Genomic DNA, 17110 nt, shown 5'->3' with positions numbered 1-17110 from the left:
CTAGCAGAGACGGCTCGACGAACCGTCTCTGCCCGCTACTGGCAGCGTAGCCGACTCGCTGCGTTATAATTCCAAGCCACCATCAACCGGCAGCACCTCACCGGTGATAAAGCTCGACTCATCGGAAGCGAGGAAGAGGTAAGCGTAAGCCATATCTTCGGCGGTACCCAAGCGCCGCAGCGGCGTCCGATTCTTAAACTCATCAAGTACCTTTTCGGGCACGTGCGCAATCATCTCGGTTTGGGTAAAGCCGGGGGCGACGGCATTCACGCGAACACCGTTCGGCCCGAACTCACGCGCCCAAGTCTTGGTCATCCCGATCACGCCGGCTTTCGAGGCGACATAATTGGTCTGGCCGAAATTGCCGTTGAAGGCGACGATTGAAGCGGCATTGATGATCGAGCCTTGGCCCTTCTCGATCATAATTGGCGCGACATACTTGGTGCAAAGCCAAACGCCCTTCAGATTGACATTGATCACCGCATCGAACTGCTCTTCGGTCATCTTGATCATACGGGCATCGCGGGTAATGCCGGCGTTATTGACCAAAATGTCAATTGTGCCGGCCCACTCAACTACTCCTTTGACCATTGCTTCCACCGAAGCGGCCTGCCCGACATTGACCACAAATGCCTTAGCCTCGCCGCCGGCTTCGACGATCGCATTTGCCGTAGCGGTAGCGGCCTCTTCGTTAATGTCGGCCACTGCAACCTTCGCGCCCTCTTTACCGAACAGCAACGCCGTGGCGCGTCCAATACCCTGCCCGCCACCGGTAATGATCGCCACTTTTCCGCTCAGACGCATAGCCTTCTCCTTCTGACGTTACAACTCGACCAAGCGAGAGAGATGCTGGTCAGGGTGAAATTGAGACAATAAGAAGACTGGGCATCGCCGTCTACGGTACAGCGATGCCGGTTGGTATACAAATCACCGGGCGGGGACGCTAGTTACTTCGTTCGCTCAGCCACGCTTCCATTAGCGGCCATGCGCGCTTGCTCGCGCCGCTGCCAACCATAATCCCGATATGGCCGCCTTTCAGTTCGATCAGCTTCTTATCCTTGCTGCTGACCCGATCCATGATCGAGCGTGACTGGCAATTGGGGACAATGTGATCCTTATCGGCAATCACATTGAGCAGATTGGCCTTGATGTTAGCCAGATCGACGATGCGACCTTCCATCATCAACTTATTTTCCATCAGCCGGTTCTCGCGGAAGAACTCGACTACCCATTGGCGGAAGGCGGCGCCGGGGAAATCAACGTTATCAGTCACCCACGTATTCATCGCAAGCCAAGCTTCAACCACCGCCGGATTGTCGAGGTTATCCCACAGCTTGAGGTAGGTGCCGATATAGTTCTCAACCGGCTTAAGCATCTTGTTGCCGTACTCAATAATGGTCGAGGGCACATTACCAAACTGACGTACTAGTTCATCAACGTTATAGTACTCGGTATTGAGCCAGCGACTGAAGGTACTACCTTCTTTATCACTAAAATCGATCGGCGCGGTCAGCAAGATCAGGTTGCGGAGACCGTCATCGGGGCGCATGGCGGCGTAGATGGTGACAATTGTCGCACCGATACACCAGCCCAGCATCGTGAACTCACGCTTCTTGCTATGGCGCTGCATCGCACGCACGGCACGGGGCAAGAACTTGAGCGAGAAATCCTCGAAATTGTAATGCGCGTCTTCAGGGCCGGGGGTGCCCCAATCGAGCAGATAGACCTCGTAGCCGTGGCGGAGCAGAAACTCAACGAAGCTATTGCCGGGGCGCAGGTCGAAGATGTAGGGCCGATTAATAAGTGCGAAGACCAACAAAATTGGCACTGCCTTACGCTGTTCCGGGGGCACCTGCGGATAATAGTGATAGAGACGCATCTTATTCAGCGCCCAAATCTGCTCCTTCGGCGTCTGACCGACCGCGACCTTAATGCGATTGGTCGCGATCCGAGCAGCCATATCACTGCTCTTGGTGGTGCGTTCAATCTCTTTCAATAACTGCTCGGTCATCCGCTCGAAGTCGATCGGCGCGGCATCTGCACTAGTCATAGTGAAACACTCCTACTCTTTGTCTTCTGTCGTCGCCTTGCGGGTACGAGCAGCCGGACGGGTATTGGCAAGCGAAGCGAGCTGTTCTTCAATCGCACTGAGACGGTCGCTGATAACGCTGACATCGGCCGGCGCCGGCGCACCAGCTGCAGCCAATTGGCGAACAAGGTCAGTTAGCTCATCGAGTTGCACCTGCATATCGTCAAGCCGAAACTCGATGTTGGTGAGCCGACTGGCCAACGACACCACTTCGCTGCGCGAAGGCATCTGGGCTTGGGCCAGATACCGTTCCATATACTGCTGAACTGCCTGTTGGACCGGGCCGGAGACAGCGAGCAGCGCGTCGAGTTGCGCGCCAATCGCCTGCGAGAAGGTTTCTGTGTTGACCATTGCGGTCAAGCTCTTCGCCCATGCGTCGAGGCTAGCATCACGCCAAGCCCGCCACGTGCCGATCGGATCGTTCGGATCAAAGCCATTCGGAGGCTGTGTCATTGCCAATCTCCTTTGACGGCGCGCCGTCAAGGCGCGTTAAGATGCGCGGTTCTTTCCATAGGGTAGTGGACGTAGTTACAGCATGGTTACATATAGTATACATTCGCTCTTGACGTGATGCAGTGAAGCTATCTATACTAAAGGTTGAGAGTATTTAGAAAGTTGGCTAATTATCTATGGAAAAGGCGATCACACGCACACTTCAAGCCCTCTCGGATCCGACCCGGCGGGCAATTCTTCAGATGCTGAACGAGCGCGATATGACGGCGGGCGAGATTGCAGGCCGTTTTTCTATCTCGGCGCCGAGTGTATCGCACCATCTCAATGTGCTCAAGGCGGCTGATCTAGTGACGTCCGAGCGGCATGGCCAGCACATAATCTATCGCCTGAATGCAACCGTGTTACAAGAGGTGTTAAGTCTTTTAATGGATCTATTTAAGGTTGGCGCAGACGTCGATACACAACGAAAGGAGGACGGCCATGCGTAATCTACGGTTCATGATCGTCATCACGGCGCTGATGTGGGTGTTTGGTGCAGTGATGCTGCCCTTCATCCCTGATCCGGCGCCGATCCATTGGAATGCGGCTGGCGAGATTGATGGCTACGGCAGTTCGTGGTTTGTCGCCTTCTTCCCGCCGGCTATCGCGACGTTAATGGCCGTGTTGGCGCCACTCTTGCCGCGGATCGATCCGCGTGGGCAGGGCTATGTCGCCTTTGCCCGTACCTATGCTCTGATCATGAACAGCTTGGCGCTCTTCTTTGCCGCAATCCATCTGATAATGGTTGGAGTCGCGGTGGGCTGGTCGATAAGTGTGCCGCGCCTGATCAGTGTAAGTAGCGGACTGCTTATTGCAGTGTTGGGGAATGAGCTAGGGCGGGTGACACCAAACTATTTTGTCGGTATTCGCACCCCGTGGACGTTGGCCGATGCCGAGGTATGGCGGATCACGCATCGGGTGGGTGCGCGCCTATTTGTGGCCGGTGGTGTGGCATCGGCGTTGGTCAGCCTGTTCGTGCCAGAACATTGGCTGTTTGTGACCAGTTTTCCGTTGATCATTGTGCCGGTTTTGGCAACCATCCCGTATTCGTACATTGTATGGCGGCGGCTGCACCGGGCCAGCTAGCCGCGAAAGGAAATTGAAGATGACATCGTTGAATTGGCGTGGGTTGGGTGGGTTTGTTGGCTTGAGTGTAGGATTAGCATGGTTGTGCTGCGCGCCGTTGTGGCTAAGCGAAACCGGCTTGGCTGATCCGCTGGCGTTGCCGCTGATGCTGGCGATGATGTTCACTCCGGCGTTAGCGACGTTGATCGTGATCCGATGGATCAGTCCGCCGCCGGAAGGGATTGTGAAAGCGACCGGGCTAGGGATCGGCAAGGGCCGGCGTTGGGGGTGGTACTGGCTGTTTGCGTGGACGGTACCGGGCCTCGTGATGGTCGTCTCACCGTTTTTCAGCGCATTGTTCGGCGTCTACGATCTCGATCTATCGCTGTCAGGGTTTCGCACCCTGCTCAACGCAGCGGGTGCGGGCGAGTCACTGGCGAATGTTTCGGTATGGCCAATTGTGATTGCGCAACTAGGAGTAGCACTAGTGGCTGGGCCATTGCTCAACGCGGTGCCGGTGTTTGGCGAAGAGTGGGGCTGGCGTGGCTATCTCTTACCGCAGTTGCTGCCGCTCGGCCAATGGCCGGCGCTGATTATCAGTGGCGTGATCTGGGGCGTGTGGCACGCGCCGATCATCCTGCTCGGTTACAACTACCCGACCAATCCAGCGCTCGGGGTAGTGATGATGACCGTGTTCTGCGTGTTGGTTGGCATTGTACTGGGGTGGACGCGGTTAGCGACGGGGAGCGTCTGGCCGGCAGTGATCGGGCATGGCAGTATCAACGCTTTTGGTGGCGCGCTTACGCTCTTTGCCCGTGAAGGGGCAACGGTTGACACGATCTGGGCGACGGCGCTGGGCATCACTGGTTGGCCGCTCTGGTTGGCGGTGATCGCTGTCCTTGGGCTGAGCCGGCAGTTGCCGGTAGCCGATCCGCCGGATAGGCAACGGTTGGTGGTAGCGTCGGCAGCACATCGCCTGTGAGGAAGGGGCGATCAAAGAGTCGCCCCTATGGCTATGATGGGAGTGGTTTGCTTATCTTCTTTCCATAAACATGATTCGCTCCCACGGTACAAAGACAATACGGCGAGGATTAATAAATACCATACCACAAGCATGCTCGTCTGCGATAACATAATCGCAGATTGATTCGGCAAAATAAGGATACGGTCCATAACCGTATCTGTACCTGTGTTCGTTTAAATACCCTTCTGATGTTCCCTTTTTATGTACAACCAAATAACGTTGGGGATCCACTAAATGGTTAATATAAAATTCTTGTTCGCAACTACCTCCTAGCAGGTAGGCAACTACGATTGGCAACCTATTAATTTTGACAGGGATAGCCGGTGTCCCAGTTTCATCCGCTGTTCCAGTTTCAGCCCCGTTCTTTTTACCAGCATAAACTCTAACATCATCCTCGCTTATTTTGCCAATTAGCTCAGCTACTTCTCTCACATCTACCGGTTCGAAATACCTGTCAAGCAATCCCTTCCACCGCTCGAATGGATTTATAGTATGCCTCCTTGTCTTTATGTCGCTTCATAACCATCTATACAATGCCTGTTCAGCCCTCATTCGTTTTGCATCTGCACGATCCGTGATATATGACGACCATACACCATATTCCTTGGATTGTCAACTCATTCGTTCTGCACCCGCACGATCTGCGTAGGTGGGGCAATCCCTTCAGCCCGCAGCCGTTCCCGCAGCCGTTTGATGAACTCGTGACGCAAAAGAAATTGATCGGTGAAACTCTGCCCGCGTAAGACGACGGTGAAGCGGATGCCAGCGGCATCGATTGCGTTGAAGCGTACCAACGGCTCGAAGGTGGCCACGCCACCGGGTGTCTCGGCCAGCACTGTGCGCGCGACATCGAGCACAATCGCTTCGGTCTGAGCCAAATCGGCATCAGGCCCGACGGCGAAATCGACCAACACAGCCAGTTCTGGTTCGGGTCGGCTGAAGTTGGTCACGATCTGCGAAATCATCTGGGCGTTCGGAATGATGATGATGTTGTTGGCCAATTGCCTGATGTAGGTGTCAGACCAGCGAATATCAGTAACGATCCCCTCTTCGCCCGATGCGAGACGAATAACATCGCCGGGCCGCACCCGATTAGAGGCGATAATCTGCACCCCGGCAAAAAAATTGGCCAGCGGCTCGCGCAAGGCCAGTGTGAGGCCGAGACTCGAACCGGCGATTACGGTCAATACCGGCCCTAACGGGACGCCGTAGCTAATCAGGAGAGTACCACCAATGGCTAATGCCCCCAACCCGCGCAGCAGATTGTTAATGAGCGAGATGTTGCCGATCTGGCGATGGCGTAGATACGTATCGACAAGATTGATAATCAGCCGCACAATAAAAATGGTGATTGCAAGCACACTCGCGAGTTCAAACACCGGTTGCCAAGCAGCGCGTAATTCATCGCCGATCAGGTTGCCGCTGAAGAAGCGGAGCGCAATGACCAGTGTCCAAAACGTAAACTGACCACCGAGCGCAATCGCGATTGACTCAATGACGATCCGGTTGCGTGTGTTGGCCCAGCGCCGTACCCGTGGCCGTACCAGCCAATCGAGAATGAGGCCGGTGAGCAGTACTAGCACGAGTAAGATAGTGGTTGTTGTACCGTTGATTTCGTTTGCAGTCATAGCAGTAGTATACCTGATGAATTGGTGTAGATGTTCGCCGCTGTTTACCGAGTCTTTTGTACAATAATGCGATTGCACTGTGAAGTGCATCCTGAGACCTATTTTGTGGGTGAACGGTTCAATGATGAGACGCGCAGTGATCTTCATTGTACGCCTGAGGTACTGCGATGTTAAGGAGCTGACATACGAATGGACGATCAACAACGACAGATTGAGCTCCGCCGTATGCAGATGGTGGCAACCGGGCTATTGGTGCTTGCGGGCGTCGTTTTTGTGCTAGCCAGCATGTGGCGCGACGCCGCGCCATGGGTTCCGTTCGTGCGCGCCTTTGCCGAAGCGGCCATGGTTGGCGCGTTTGCCGACTGGTTTGCGGTGACAGCCCTCTTTCGCCACCCATTAGGCTTGCCGATCCCGCATACTGCCATCGTGCCGGCGCGTAAAGCCAGCATTGCGGCTGGCTTTGGCCGGTTTATCGAAACCAACTTCCTTAGTCCAGATCAGGTAACTGCTTGGATCCAGCGACACGATCCGGTGAGACGGTTAGCCCATTGGTTGCGTGATCCAGAGCAGGGTGAACAGGTAGCCGATATAGCGACCGACGCGATTGGCGGTCTGTTGCGAGTGGTTGATGATGAGGAGGTAAGCCAAGCGTTAGCGCGTGGCCTTAATCAACGGATCGCAACGATTCCGGCGGCGCCGTTGGCTGGACGCATGCTTGGCATTTTGGTGGCTGGCGGACGCCAACGCGATGCCTTAATGCAGTTGGTCAGCTTGCTAGCTGAGGTGATTGCCAGTAACGAAAAAGAAATCCGTCGCCGTATCGCTGGTGAGTTACCGGCATGGGTGCCGCGGATTGTCGATCAACGCATCTACGAGCGGTTGCTGGAGGGGATTCAACGGCTGTTGCGCGAATTGCGTGAAGACCCTGATCACCCCCTCTACCAACAATTTACTGCCTTAATCGATCGCTGGATCGTCGATCTCCAATTCGATCCACAGGTGCAACAGCAAGGTGAAGTCTTGAAACAAGAGATACTTTCCCACCCCGTGGTGCGCGAACTGGCGCAAGCGAGCTGGCGTGATCTCAAGCTGACCTTGCTGGGGCAAAGCGTGTCGCCATCGTCAACGCTGCGCCACTCGATTATGACGGCGGTTGGGCGGTTTGCCGATCTGCTGGAACGTGATCCCGAATGGCGCGCGAAGGTTGAGCATTGGGTGACGGCAGCGGTGGCGGCACTCGTGCGCCGGTATGGGCACGCGATTGGCGAGTTTGTGACACAGACGGTCAATGGGTGGGACACGGCGGAAGTGACGCGTAAGATCGAGCTGCAATTTGGCCGTGACCTGCAATTTATCCGCATTAATGGTACCATTGTAGGCGGATTAGTCGGACTAATCATTTACAGCGTATCACTGTTCTTTACGTGAGCGAGCGACGTTGCTCAGGTCGCGAGGAGGCGATGTATGGTGAAACAGAGCAAACGAACCACGATTGACGGCCAGCGGCTGCATCCCGAAAGCTTGATGATGAGCTACGGCTATGTGCCGGCGCTGTCGGAAGGCGCGATCAAGTGCCCCATTTTTCAGACCTCAACCTTCGTCTTTCAGACGGCGGAAGAGGGCAAAGCCTTTTTCGAGCTAGCCTACGGCTTGCGCCATCCGCACGAGGGCGAAGAGATTGGTCTGATCTATAGCCGGCATAATAATCCTGATCTCGAGATCTTGGAGGATCGGCTCACACTCTGGGATCACGCCGAAGCGGCAGCAGTGTTTGCCAGCGGCATGGCGGCGATTACCACGACACTGCTCACCTTCTTGCGCCCCGGCGACGTGATTGTGCATAGCGAGCCAGTCTATGGCGGCACCGATTATCTGCTCAAGCACGTTTTGCCGGCCTTTGGCATCCGGCGGTACGGTTTTGTATCGGGCGTCGCGCCCGAACAGGTTGAGACCCAGCTCCGGCGGGCCGGATTATTCGATGCGGTGGGGATGATCTACCTCGAAACGCCGGCCAACCCGACCAACGCGCTCATCGATATTGCCGGCTTTGCGGCGCTGGCCAAGCGCGCACCGCGCCGGGTGTTGACGGCGGTTGACAACACCTTTCTCGGCCCGCTCTGGCAGCACCCGTTAGCCCACGGCGCTGATCTGGTGCTCTATTCGGCGACGAAATACATAGGTGGGCACAGCGATGTAATCGCCGGCGTCTGCTTGGGCAGTCGCGAACTGATCGCCCAAGTCAAGGGGATGCGCACGATTATGGGCACGATGGCAGGCGCGCATACGGGTTGGCTACTCTTGCGCTCGCTCGAAACGCTCAAAGTGCGGATGGAAGCGCAACAAAGTGGGGCGCGGCGGGTGGCCGATTTTCTCGCCAACCATCCCAAGGTTGAGCGGGTCTATTATTTAGGCCATCTCAATAGCGACGATCCACAGTATCACATCTACCGGCGGCAGTGCTTGGGGCCGGGAGCGATGATCTCGTTCGACCTGCGTGGCGGTGAGGCTGAGGCGTTTCGCTTCCTCAACCATCTGCAACTGATTCATCTGGCGGTGAGTTTAGGTGGCACCGAATCGCTGGCCGAGCATCCGGCGACAATGACCCATGCTGATGTTGATCCCGAAGAACGAATCGAGTTTGGCATTGGCCCGAGTATGGTGCGTCTGTCGGTGGGCGTTGAACACCCCGATGATCTGATTGCCGATCTGAATCAGGCGTTACGTGCGGTCTGACGGTGTATGCATTGACGCTCCAATTGTGACAATATTCACGTAAGCGAACTTGACAGACGCAGAAGAGAACGTCATCATGCTATTATATGGCATGTCCTTACTGTATCATAAACCGGTGATAGTTGACTTCTGCTGCATTGTGCGTGAATAGTGAGGTGATTGATATCGAAATGCAGCCCCGCTCGACAGCAGAAGACCATCTGCGCGCAGTTGTAAGCCATGACGCTGATGGCGCGATCATTGTCGATCACAGCGGGGCAGTGCGTTTTCTTAATAGTGCTGCCGAGCGGCTGTTGAATCGCCATGGCGCTGAGCTACACGGCCAAATATTCGGCTTTCCGCTGGTTGTTGGCGAACGAGCGGAAGTTGAGGTTTTGCGTCCTAATGGCGAATTTGCCGTCGCCGAGATGCGGGTCTTGTCGATCATGTGGGAAGGGCAAGATGCGCTCTTGATCACGTTACGCGATGTCACCTTCGAGCGACAGGCCGAGGCGGCGCTTCGGGAAGCGGAAGCATTCAGCATTGCGATCCTCAATTCGCTGACCAGCGAAATAGTGGTGCTGGATAAGCAAGGCAAGATTGTGGCGGTAAACGAAGCATGGCTCCAGTTTGGCCGCGAAAACGGAATTACCGATCTAGCGTCGATCAGTGTAGGCGCTGATTATTTTGCTGCCTGCGCGGCGTCTGGGCCGGGCACCGGCGGCCCGGAAGTGCTGCAGGGGTTGAAAGCGGTTCTCTCAGGTGAGCTGGCCGAATTCACGTATGAATATCCCTGCCCCGGCCCACAGGGCACACGCTGGTTTGCCTTGCGGGCAGTACCATTACGTGGGACGCGACAGGGGTTAGTGGTGGCCCACAACGATATTACCGACCAGCGTCGGGCTGCCCACATTGCTGCCGAAGCCGAGATGTTGCGCGAACAGGTACGCCAAATGGAACGCGAGCTGGTCTCGGTTGAGGCGATCTCGCGGCCCGACGAGATGGTACGCTCGTTAACAGCGCCATTGCGCCAACGTGCCCCTGAGCTGTTTAGCCAAGGACTGGAACGGTACAGCGCATTACTCGAAGAGGCGCTGTCCAGCCGTGTCCATCGCACCCCAGCGCCATCACGGGCATTGCGCGACTTGGGCGAATGGTTTGGTTCGATTTGGGCAGCGCCACGTGATCTGATCGAAGTTCATTTGCAAGCGATGCGTAATCGCAGCCAACATACTACGCCTAAGAAATTGCAAGCATATTTTGAAGAAGGGCGCCTGCTTCTGCTAGAACTAATGGGTCATCTGGCATCGTATTATCGATCTATGGCGGCTGGTGAATTGTCTTTCCGTGACTCAGAGTAGCGGCGACTGAAATGGTTGCCGGGACGAACAGACTGTGAGTAAGATTGTTTTGCATCTTTATATCGCTGGCCAAACACCACGCGCCGAACGGGCGATTAGCACGCTTCGCCGGATGATCGAGCAAGAGTTGGCTGGCTATGAATGTGAGTTGACCGTTATTGATGTGCTTGCTGATCCGCAGCAGGCCGAGAATCAAAAGATTTTGGCGACGCCGACCCTGATCAAAAGTTCGCCGCCACCCTACCGGCGAGTGATTGGCGACCTGTCGAGCGTTACAGATTTGTTGAATGTCTTGAATCTACCGCCACAGTCTTGAGACGTTCTTGCCTCTGTGCAACCAATAAGGAGAACGCTGGTGTGCGCTGATCAGATCGAACGGCTTCCTACCGGAATTACCGGCTTTGACCATATCGCCAACGGTGGCTTGCCCAAAGGTCGGACGACCCTTGTATCGGGCACTGCCGGCAGCGCGAAGACGGTCTTTGCGGCCCAGTTTTTGGCGGCTGGCATTAAGCGTGGCGAGCCGGGCGTATTTGTGACATTTGAAGAGACGCCGGAAGCCTTGCGCCGCAATATGCTGGGGTTTGGCTGGGATATTGCCCGCTGGGAGGCCGAGGGGAAATGGGCCTTTGTCGATGTCTCGCCGCAGCCAGAAGAGGAGCTGGTTGAACTTGGCTCGTACGATCTTGGTGCGCTACTGGCGCGCATCGAGCATGCCGTGCGGAGTATTGGCGCCGTCCGGCTGTCGATGGATTCGCTGGGCGCGATCTTTACCCGCCTGAATGATTCGCGGGTGGTGCGCAACGAATTGCTCCGTATCGTTAGCACACTGCGCCGGTTGGGAGTGACCGCCGTGCTGACCGCTGAGCGCACACAGGAGTATGGCGAAATTGCCCGCTACGGCGTCGAGGAGTTTGTCTCAGATGACGTGGTGATCCTACGCAACCTACTCGAAGACGAGAAGCGCCGGCGTACCGTCGAGATTCTCAAGTTCCGCGGTACCTCGCACCAGAAGGGCAGTTTCCCCTTCACCGTCATTCCCGGCGAGGGCATTCACGTTATTCCGCTCTCGGCGATCGAGTTGAAACAACGCTCGTCGAGCGTGCGTACCACGTCGGGCAATACTGAACTCGACCGCATGTGCGGCGGTGGTTTCTTCCGCGATTCAATCGTATTAGTGAGCGGTGCAACCGGCACCGGCAAGACTCTGATGGCAACGACGTTTATGGCCGCCGGCGTGCGCCAAAACGAACGCTCGCTGCTGTTTGCTTTTGAAGAGAGCCGCGACCAACTCTTCCGCAATGCGATCGGCTGGGGGATCGATTTCGAGCAGATGGAACGCGATGGTCTGCTGCGTGTGATCTGCAACTACCCCGAAGTGACCAGCCTCGAAGATCAACTGATCTTTATGAAGGCCGAAATCGACCGTTTCCGTCCGCAACGGGTGGCGGTTGACAGCCTCTCGGCGCTCGAACGGGTAGCGACGATTAAGGGCTTCCGCGAGTTTGTGATTGGCCTGACCTCGTTCATCAAACATCAAGAGATGGCCGGCCTCTATACCGCGACGACGCCAACCTTGCTTGGCGGTTCGTCAATTACCGAAGCGCATATTTCGACGATCACTGACTCGATTATTCTCTTACGCTATGTCGAGCTATTTGGTGAGATGCGTCGCGGGTTGACGGTGCTCAAGATGCGCGGTTCGAGCCACGACAAAGACATTCGCGAATTTACCATCGATAGCCGTGGCATGCATATTGGCCGGCCCTTCCGCAATATCTCCGGCATTTTGTCTGGGCAGTTCACCCATATTGCGCCGAGCGAAATTGATCGGCTGAGTGCGATGTTCCGCGATGACGAGGGCGACGAATCTGCCCGAGACTCTGCGCCAACCAATTAGCTTGCGACGTTCCATTGGCACTGGCTGGTTGTGGGGGAGATTGCCACAGTGCAGCACGATCCTTCTGCTTCCGAACTACACAATACTGCTGATCGTCTGGAGCCATATCCTGACCAGCGATCGTTGCAGGCAATCGTGGCCAATAATACTAATGCCCTACTTGTGCTCGATCACGCTGGTACGGTTCTTTTTGCCAATGAAGCTGCGCTGCGCCTGTTTGGCCGGCAAGCCGATCAAGTGCAGGGCAGTCCGTTCGGTTTTCCGTTGCAACCCGGCCTAACCGTTGATGCCGAAATTGTGCGTCCTGACCATTCAGTGGTGATTGTCGATTTACGGGTCGAACCAATTGAGTGGGACGGATCGCCGGCAATGTTGGTAATTCTGCACGATATTACCGAACGCAAACAGGCCGAGCAGTTGCTGATCGAAACCCAGCAATTGCTCCATTCGGCGCTCGATGCCCTGCCGTCGGCGATTGCTATTCTTGACCGGTATGGGCAAGTTTTGGCCGCTAATGTACGTTGGTTGCAACTCGGGCCGCTATTGGGGGTGGAAGCGATCGATTGTACGGTCGGGGCAGCGTTTCTAGCCGCCTGCCAGCTTGGGGTGGGGCCGGCCGTAGTGGTTGCGGTGGCGATCGAGCAACTGTTGGCGAGTGAACTGGAAAGCTATGAAGGTGAGTTTGCCGCGGTTACCCATGATCGCTGCTGGCTGGCGATGCGTGCAGTGCGGTTTGGTAGTGGTGAGCGGGTTCGGGTGGTGGTAGTACTCGAAGATGTTTCGGCCCGTCATCAGGTTGAACAGATCGCGCTTGCTCGTCGACGAGTACTCGAGCTAATTGCTCGCCAGTACGAGCTTAGAACGATCATCCGCGAGATGTTGCAGTTGCTCGGCGAGCAGATAACAGATTTAGTCTATGCAGCGTATATGGTGCGTTCGGCGGCGGTCTTTGCTAGCTACAACCGTTACATTCTGCACGATGATCTGCCGCACTTGGATCAATGGGCGAGCGAATTACTGACCCAATTGCCATACCACAATCAGCGGGTCAGCGAGCTTTCACTTGATTCGCCGCATTGGCAGAAGATTCAGGATCTCATCCAGATGCAAGTCATTAACCGCAGTTGGTTGATCGTCTTGCGTACCCATCGCGATCCGGCTGATGGGTGGCTATTGCTTTGCCGGCAAAGTGATATGTCACTGGCCTTTGAAGAACAGCAACTGCTCGACCACATCGAGCAATTGACAACCATTGCGCTTGAACAGCATGTGACGCTGCACAAATTGGCGTACCAAGCCCATCACGATGCGTTGACCGGCTTGCCGAACCGGTTGTTGTTTGAAGATCGCTTGCAGCATGCCATCGAGCATGCGCGCCGTAATACGCTGGTGGCGGTGCTCTTTATTGATCTCGACCGCTTCAAGCAGGTGAATGACACGCTGGGCCATGCGATCGGCGACCTCTTATTAGTACAGGTGGCGCGCCGGTTTGAATTGTGTGTGCGGGCGACCGATACGCTTGCCCGGCATGGCGGTGATGAGTTTCTGTTGGTATTGCCTGAGATCAATTCGCCGCAGCAGGTCACTGCCATTGCGCGCCGCTTGCACGAAGCGCTTGAGCAGCCATTTTTTATTAATGGGCATGAAATTTTTGTCAGTGTCAGTATTGGTGCAAGCCTTTACCCGATTGATGGCACCGATGTAATGACGCTGCAACGGGCAGCGGATATGGCGATGTATCGTGCCAAAGGCACCCTGCGCAACAGCTTTCAGTTTTTCGATGCAGCTATTACCAATTCGTCGCTCGAGCAATTGCAGATCGAGACGCTGCTGCGGCGGGCGATTGAGTGCAATGAGTTGTTGTTGCACTATCAACCGAAAGTCAATCGCGCTGGAAAACTGGTTGGTTTTGAGGCGTTGATCCGCTGGCAGAACGCTGAGCTTGGCATGGTCTCGCCAGCGCGTTTCATCCCCATCGCTGAAGATACAGGGTTAATCATTTCGATTGGCGCATGGGTACTGCGCGAAATTGCCCGGCAAATGCGTGAATGGCGCGCGCAAGGTTTACCGATCGTGCCGGTAGCGGCCAATGTGTCAGCATTACAATTCTCACAAAGCGGTTTTGTGCAAACGGTGGCGGAAACCTTAGCGCAGGCCGATTTGCCCTTGGGCTGGCTCGAACTCGAATTGACTGAGAGTATGCTGATGGGCCAGATTGACAATTTACGCCGCCAAATGATCGAGTTGCGCCAATTGGGGGTGACGTTGGCAATCGATGATTTTGGCACCGGCTATTCGTCGCTGTCATATTTGCATCGCTTGCCGATTAACGTCCTCAAGATTGATCGCTCATTCGTGGCCCAGCTCGATCATTCTGATGCGATGATCGAACGTAGTCTGGTGAGCACGATTATTTCGCTTGGCCATCACCTTGGCACGCAAATCGTAGCCGAAGGCGTCGAGACGATTGGCCAACGCCAGATCTTGCTCGATGCCGGCTGTGATCTCTTTCAGGGCTACTACATTAGCCATCCACTGCCGGCAGAGGCGGCAGCGTCATGGTTGCACGCTCGCACTGAAGCGAACGAATCATAGATAGCGCCCCACAACCGTGAGGCGCTCTGGTTGCCGGCAGCGGGTTTAGCATTATTGCTTGCGCCGTAACGCTGCTTTCAGGAGTCGCCAGATAGCGCGGTGGCGCGGCATAACTTCAAAAACCTGCCCGCTCTTGCCCTCGCGCACGATGCGTAACGCAAGTTCTGCCGTCTCTTCGGCAGTAGTGCCGAAGATCTTCAAGACGCGCGGTAATTGCTTGATCGCTTCACCGCCGGGGCCAACCGTCTCGAAGTGGTTAATCATATCGGTTGGCACCATCCCCGGTGTGAGCACGTTGAAGCGCAGATATGGGTGATCTTGATAATCACGGGCGAAGGCTTCGGTTAGGCGCACAATCCCCGCCTTCGAGACGCTATAGGCCGAGAGGAAGCGTTGCGGTCGCTTGGCGCCGCCGCCGGAAAGGTTGATGATCTGGCCGTTGCGTTGCTTGATCATGTACGGCAAAGCTGCCCGGCAGCCGTAATAGGTGCCGAGCAGATTCACCTTAATGACTTGTTCCCATGCTTCGGGTGGCACGTCGAGTATGTAACCAAATGGCCCCGAAATGCCGGCATTGTTGACCCACAGGTCGATTCGCCCCATCCGCTCGGCAGCAGTAGCGGCGAGAGTTTCGACTTCGAGGCGATTGCTGACATCGCAGCGGATGCCGCTCACCTTGAGGCCAGCAGCTTGCAGCGAACGTTCGGCTTCGGCTAGGTTGGCGGCATTGGCCGACGAAATCACGACCTGCGCGCCGGCGCGGGCTAGTGCTTCCGCGATGGCCCGCCCGATCCCCCGGCTACCGCCGGTCACGACTGCGGTCAGGTTACGCAAATCGGTTGTCTTCTGAGCCATGGTCTCCTCGTTGTGATACAAGCAGGACAGATCCCATAGTGGCTGCGCAGGTTGCCCACTGCGTTGGTTACGCTGAGTTTCTCGCGGCTAAAACCTCCCTGTGCCGGCTCCCGATCAGCGCCGGCGAATCGTCAACCGGTCGCCCTCACGCACGGCGCGGATTGGCGCACCGCGCAGTGCCACTGGCAAGAGCAGGTGCCGCCGGTATGGCCCTAGCGAGACGATCAGCTCATCACCACTCACGCTGACAGTGAGATCTTCCCGGGCTACGCCCGGAAGCAACAGGCTGATCCATGGTTCGGTCTGCGAACCGATACCAATTGGTGGCGGTAGCGGCGCCGGCGGGTGTAGCAGCCCTTTCCCGATCGTCGCGAATGGTGCTGGCTCGTGAGGCGTGGCCTGAAATGGCAGGCGCAACAGCGGCAAGTTCGGCCAGCGCGCCGCGACGGCAGCCACAACTGTAGCCTGCTCTAAAACTAGCGTGGCGAGTTCGTACCCATCACTCACCACCGGCAATAACGGGCCGATGATCAGTGCATCGAGGTTCAGACCAAAAAGCGTCAGCGCCGGCGCATACAATGTTGCCGCGCGCAAGCCGGCTTGATCGGGCCGGATGACCAAGCGTGCCCGTACCCGCTTTGGATCAAGCGCAACGTCGCGCAACTGCTCAAACTGCACCCGCGCCTCTTGCATCTGCCCAATCTGCTCGAACGGCAGCAGATTGGCCGGTAACGCCGCTCGCGCCAGCGATTCGGTTGATTGGCCGGGGCCGCGGTCGAGGCCAAAAAGTTGCCGCATCACCCAGCGAAAGGTGTCGGGAACGGCCAGCGCGCGCAGGAGGCTATCTGGCGGGCCAGCATCAACGCAGATGAGCTGGTAGCCACGTTGGGCATGGCTGGCAAGGCGGTAGACAGCCAAAAATAGTTCGAGACCGGGCAGCAACGGCAGATCATCGCCATCGATGGGCGGGCCGGGTAAGCTAATGCGTGAGCGGAGTTCGTTCCACGTTGCGCTCAAATCCGCCAGTGGCTGGAACGTCCAGAAATCAAGCTGAGAGGCAAGAGTGGCTGGTTGGGGCGCTGGCGATGCGCCTAAGAGGATTGCGCAATCGTGGGTTGGCGTTAGACTGGCAAGGAGGGTGGGCTGGCCTTGCGCGGCTGAAGCAACTGCGGTGGCGGTTGCGGCGAGAGCGCTCGATTCACCGCTAAAAATAACAATCTGCGTAGTAGTGGGCCACATAGCGATCGTCCTGTCTGCGGCACCGGTCTGTACAGGTGGTTGCTGATTGTATTATATGCAACTTCGCCCACGCGGTGGTTGCAATTGATATTGGGCATAGCACACATACGGTACCACCGATCAGCTATAATGAGTCGTGGTCAACGCTTA

At 56.2% G+C, this 17110-nt stretch carries 16 protein-coding genes; 9 read left to right on the top strand and 7 right to left on the bottom strand.

Translation table 11 applies throughout. The annotated features are described in order from the left end of the window. Positions 1 to 63: 63 nt before the first annotated feature. The 3 genes from Q1A59_RS10580 to Q1A59_RS10570 all read right to left on the bottom strand — a co-directional run bounded on the left by Q1A59_RS10580 (position 64) and on the right by Q1A59_RS10570 (position 2542). On the bottom strand, positions 64 to 804 hold the full coding sequence (locus Q1A59_RS10580) for a glucose 1-dehydrogenase (protein WP_298407367.1): 741 nt from the start codon (positions 802 to 804) through the stop codon (positions 64 to 66). Positions 805 to 943: 139 nt separating this feature from the next. Continuing rightward, the gene (locus Q1A59_RS10575; RefSeq protein ID WP_298407365.1) at positions 944 to 2050 is read right to left on the bottom strand and encodes an alpha/beta hydrolase; all 1107 of its coding nucleotides are present in this window, start codon (positions 2048 to 2050) and stop codon (positions 944 to 946) included. A 12-nt stretch (positions 2051 to 2062) separates the two neighbouring features. Then, the gene (locus Q1A59_RS10570; protein ID WP_298407364.1) at positions 2063 to 2542 is read right to left on the bottom strand and encodes a poly(R)-hydroxyalkanoic acid synthase subunit PhaE; all 480 of its coding nucleotides are present in this window, start codon (positions 2540 to 2542) and stop codon (positions 2063 to 2065) included. Between the two features lie 176 nt (positions 2543 to 2718). Here Q1A59_RS10570 and Q1A59_RS10565 point away from each other — a divergent pair, with 176 nt between their 5' ends. From Q1A59_RS10565 to Q1A59_RS10555, 3 genes are read left to right on the top strand one after another with little or no spacing between them, the layout of a single operon-like run. Further along, positions 2719 to 3030 (top strand): autorepressor SdpR family transcription factor, encoded by a 312-nt coding sequence (locus tag Q1A59_RS10565; RefSeq protein ID WP_298407361.1) that lies wholly within the window; start codon positions 2719 to 2721, stop codon positions 3028 to 3030. Further along, the gene (locus Q1A59_RS10560) at positions 3023 to 3667 is read left to right on the top strand and encodes an SdpI family protein (RefSeq protein WP_299644953.1); all 645 of its coding nucleotides are present in this window, start codon (positions 3023 to 3025) and stop codon (positions 3665 to 3667) included. The genes Q1A59_RS10565 and Q1A59_RS10560 overlap by 8 nt, the downstream gene beginning before the upstream one ends. Before the next feature lie 19 nt (positions 3668 to 3686). Beyond that, complete coding sequence (locus tag Q1A59_RS10555) at positions 3687 to 4628, top strand: CPBP family intramembrane glutamic endopeptidase (protein WP_299644952.1); 942 nt, start codon at positions 3687 to 3689, stop codon at positions 4626 to 4628. Positions 4629 to 4679: 51 nt separating this feature from the next. On the opposite strand, the gene Q1A59_RS10550 is transcribed toward Q1A59_RS10555, so the two are convergent. Together Q1A59_RS10550 and Q1A59_RS10545 are read right to left on the bottom strand one after the other, a co-directional pair. Next, positions 4680 to 5102: a hypothetical protein gene (locus tag Q1A59_RS10550; protein WP_299644951.1), complete on the bottom strand. Its 423-nt coding sequence runs from the start codon at positions 5100 to 5102 to the stop codon at positions 4680 to 4682. Positions 5103 to 5287: 185 nt separating this feature from the next. Beyond that, positions 5288 to 6298: a mechanosensitive ion channel family protein gene (locus Q1A59_RS10545; protein ID WP_298401783.1), complete on the bottom strand. Its 1011-nt coding sequence runs from the start codon at positions 6296 to 6298 to the stop codon at positions 5288 to 5290. Positions 6299 to 6487: 189 nt separating this feature from the next. On the opposite strand from Q1A59_RS10545, the gene Q1A59_RS10540 reads away from it, so the two are divergent. The 6 genes from Q1A59_RS10540 (at position 6488) to Q1A59_RS10515 (ending at position 14866) form a co-directional block, all read left to right on the top strand. Next, a complete protein-coding gene (locus Q1A59_RS10540; RefSeq protein ID WP_298401781.1) occupies positions 6488 to 7726 on the top strand; it encodes a DUF445 domain-containing protein in 1239 nt (412 codons plus the stop codon). A gap of 36 nt (positions 7727 to 7762) precedes the next feature. Next, a complete protein-coding gene (locus Q1A59_RS10535) occupies positions 7763 to 9031 on the top strand; it encodes a cystathionine gamma-synthase family protein (RefSeq protein WP_298401779.1) in 1269 nt (422 codons plus the stop codon). Between the two features lie 155 nt (positions 9032 to 9186). Further along, positions 9187 to 10371 (top strand): PAS domain-containing protein, encoded by a 1185-nt coding sequence (locus Q1A59_RS10530; RefSeq protein ID WP_298401775.1) that lies wholly within the window; start codon positions 9187 to 9189, stop codon positions 10369 to 10371. Positions 10372 to 10405: 34 nt separating this feature from the next. Continuing rightward, positions 10406 to 10687, top strand: coding sequence for a circadian clock KaiB family protein (locus tag Q1A59_RS10525; protein WP_298401772.1), 282 nt, complete (start codon positions 10406 to 10408; stop codon positions 10685 to 10687). A 39-nt stretch (positions 10688 to 10726) separates the two neighbouring features. Next, positions 10727 to 12271 carry a circadian clock protein KaiC gene (gene kaiC, locus Q1A59_RS10520; RefSeq protein ID WP_298401769.1) on the top strand — a complete coding sequence of 515 codons (1545 nt, stop codon included), beginning with the start codon at positions 10727 to 10729 and terminating at the stop codon, positions 12269 to 12271. Between the two features lie 48 nt (positions 12272 to 12319). Beyond that, complete coding sequence (locus Q1A59_RS10515; RefSeq protein ID WP_299644950.1) at positions 12320 to 14866, top strand: EAL domain-containing protein; 2547 nt, start codon at positions 12320 to 12322, stop codon at positions 14864 to 14866. Positions 14867 to 14917: 51 nt separating this feature from the next. Here Q1A59_RS10515 and Q1A59_RS10510 read toward each other — a convergent pair whose 3' ends face one another. Together Q1A59_RS10510 and Q1A59_RS10505 are read right to left on the bottom strand one after the other, a co-directional pair. Continuing rightward, complete coding sequence (locus tag Q1A59_RS10510; protein ID WP_298401764.1) at positions 14918 to 15721, bottom strand: SDR family NAD(P)-dependent oxidoreductase; 804 nt, start codon at positions 15719 to 15721, stop codon at positions 14918 to 14920. 114 nt (positions 15722 to 15835) lie between these two features. Further along, positions 15836 to 16960, bottom strand: coding sequence for an ArsA-related P-loop ATPase (locus tag Q1A59_RS10505; protein ID WP_298401762.1), 1125 nt, complete (start codon positions 16958 to 16960; stop codon positions 15836 to 15838). Positions 16961 to 17110 lie beyond the last annotated feature (150 nt).

It is taken from the genome of uncultured Chloroflexus sp. (assembly GCF_937951745.1).
Taxonomy (GTDB): domain Bacteria; phylum Chloroflexota; class Chloroflexia; order Chloroflexales; family Chloroflexaceae; genus Chloroflexus.
Note: the sequence above shows the minus strand (reverse complement) of the source record. Positions and strands in the feature narration are given on the sequence as shown.

Bases quoted from the DNA above. Each gene is read 5' to 3' on its own strand.
- Q1A59_RS10580 (WP_298407367.1), bottom strand. From the start codon at position 804: ATGCGTCTGAGCGGAAAAGTGGCGATCATTACCGGTGGCGGGCAGGGT.
- Q1A59_RS10575 (WP_298407365.1), bottom strand. From the start codon at position 2,050: ATGACTAGTGCAGATGCCGCGCCGATCGACTTCGAGCGGATGACCGAG.
- Q1A59_RS10570 (WP_298407364.1), bottom strand. From the start codon at position 2,542: ATGACACAGCCTCCGAATGGCTTTGATCCGAACGATCCGATCGGCACG.
- Q1A59_RS10565 (WP_298407361.1), top strand. From the start codon at position 2,719: ATGGAAAAGGCGATCACACGCACACTTCAAGCCCTCTCGGATCCGACC.
- Q1A59_RS10560 (WP_299644953.1), top strand. From the start codon at position 3,023: ATGCGTAATCTACGGTTCATGATCGTCATCACGGCGCTGATGTGGGTG.
- Q1A59_RS10555 (WP_299644952.1), top strand. From the start codon at position 3,687: ATGACATCGTTGAATTGGCGTGGGTTGGGTGGGTTTGTTGGCTTGAGT.
- Q1A59_RS10545 (WP_298401783.1), bottom strand. From the start codon at position 6,298: ATGACTGCAAACGAAATCAACGGTACAACAACCACTATCTTACTCGTG.
- Q1A59_RS10540 (WP_298401781.1), top strand. From the start codon at position 6,488: ATGGACGATCAACAACGACAGATTGAGCTCCGCCGTATGCAGATGGTG.
- Q1A59_RS10535 (WP_298401779.1), top strand. From the start codon at position 7,763: ATGGTGAAACAGAGCAAACGAACCACGATTGACGGCCAGCGGCTGCAT.
- Q1A59_RS10510 (WP_298401764.1), bottom strand. From the start codon at position 15,721: ATGGCTCAGAAGACAACCGATTTGCGTAACCTGACCGCAGTCGTGACC.
- Q1A59_RS10505 (WP_298401762.1), bottom strand. From the start codon at position 16,960: ATGTGGCCCACTACTACGCAGATTGTTATTTTTAGCGGTGAATCGAGC.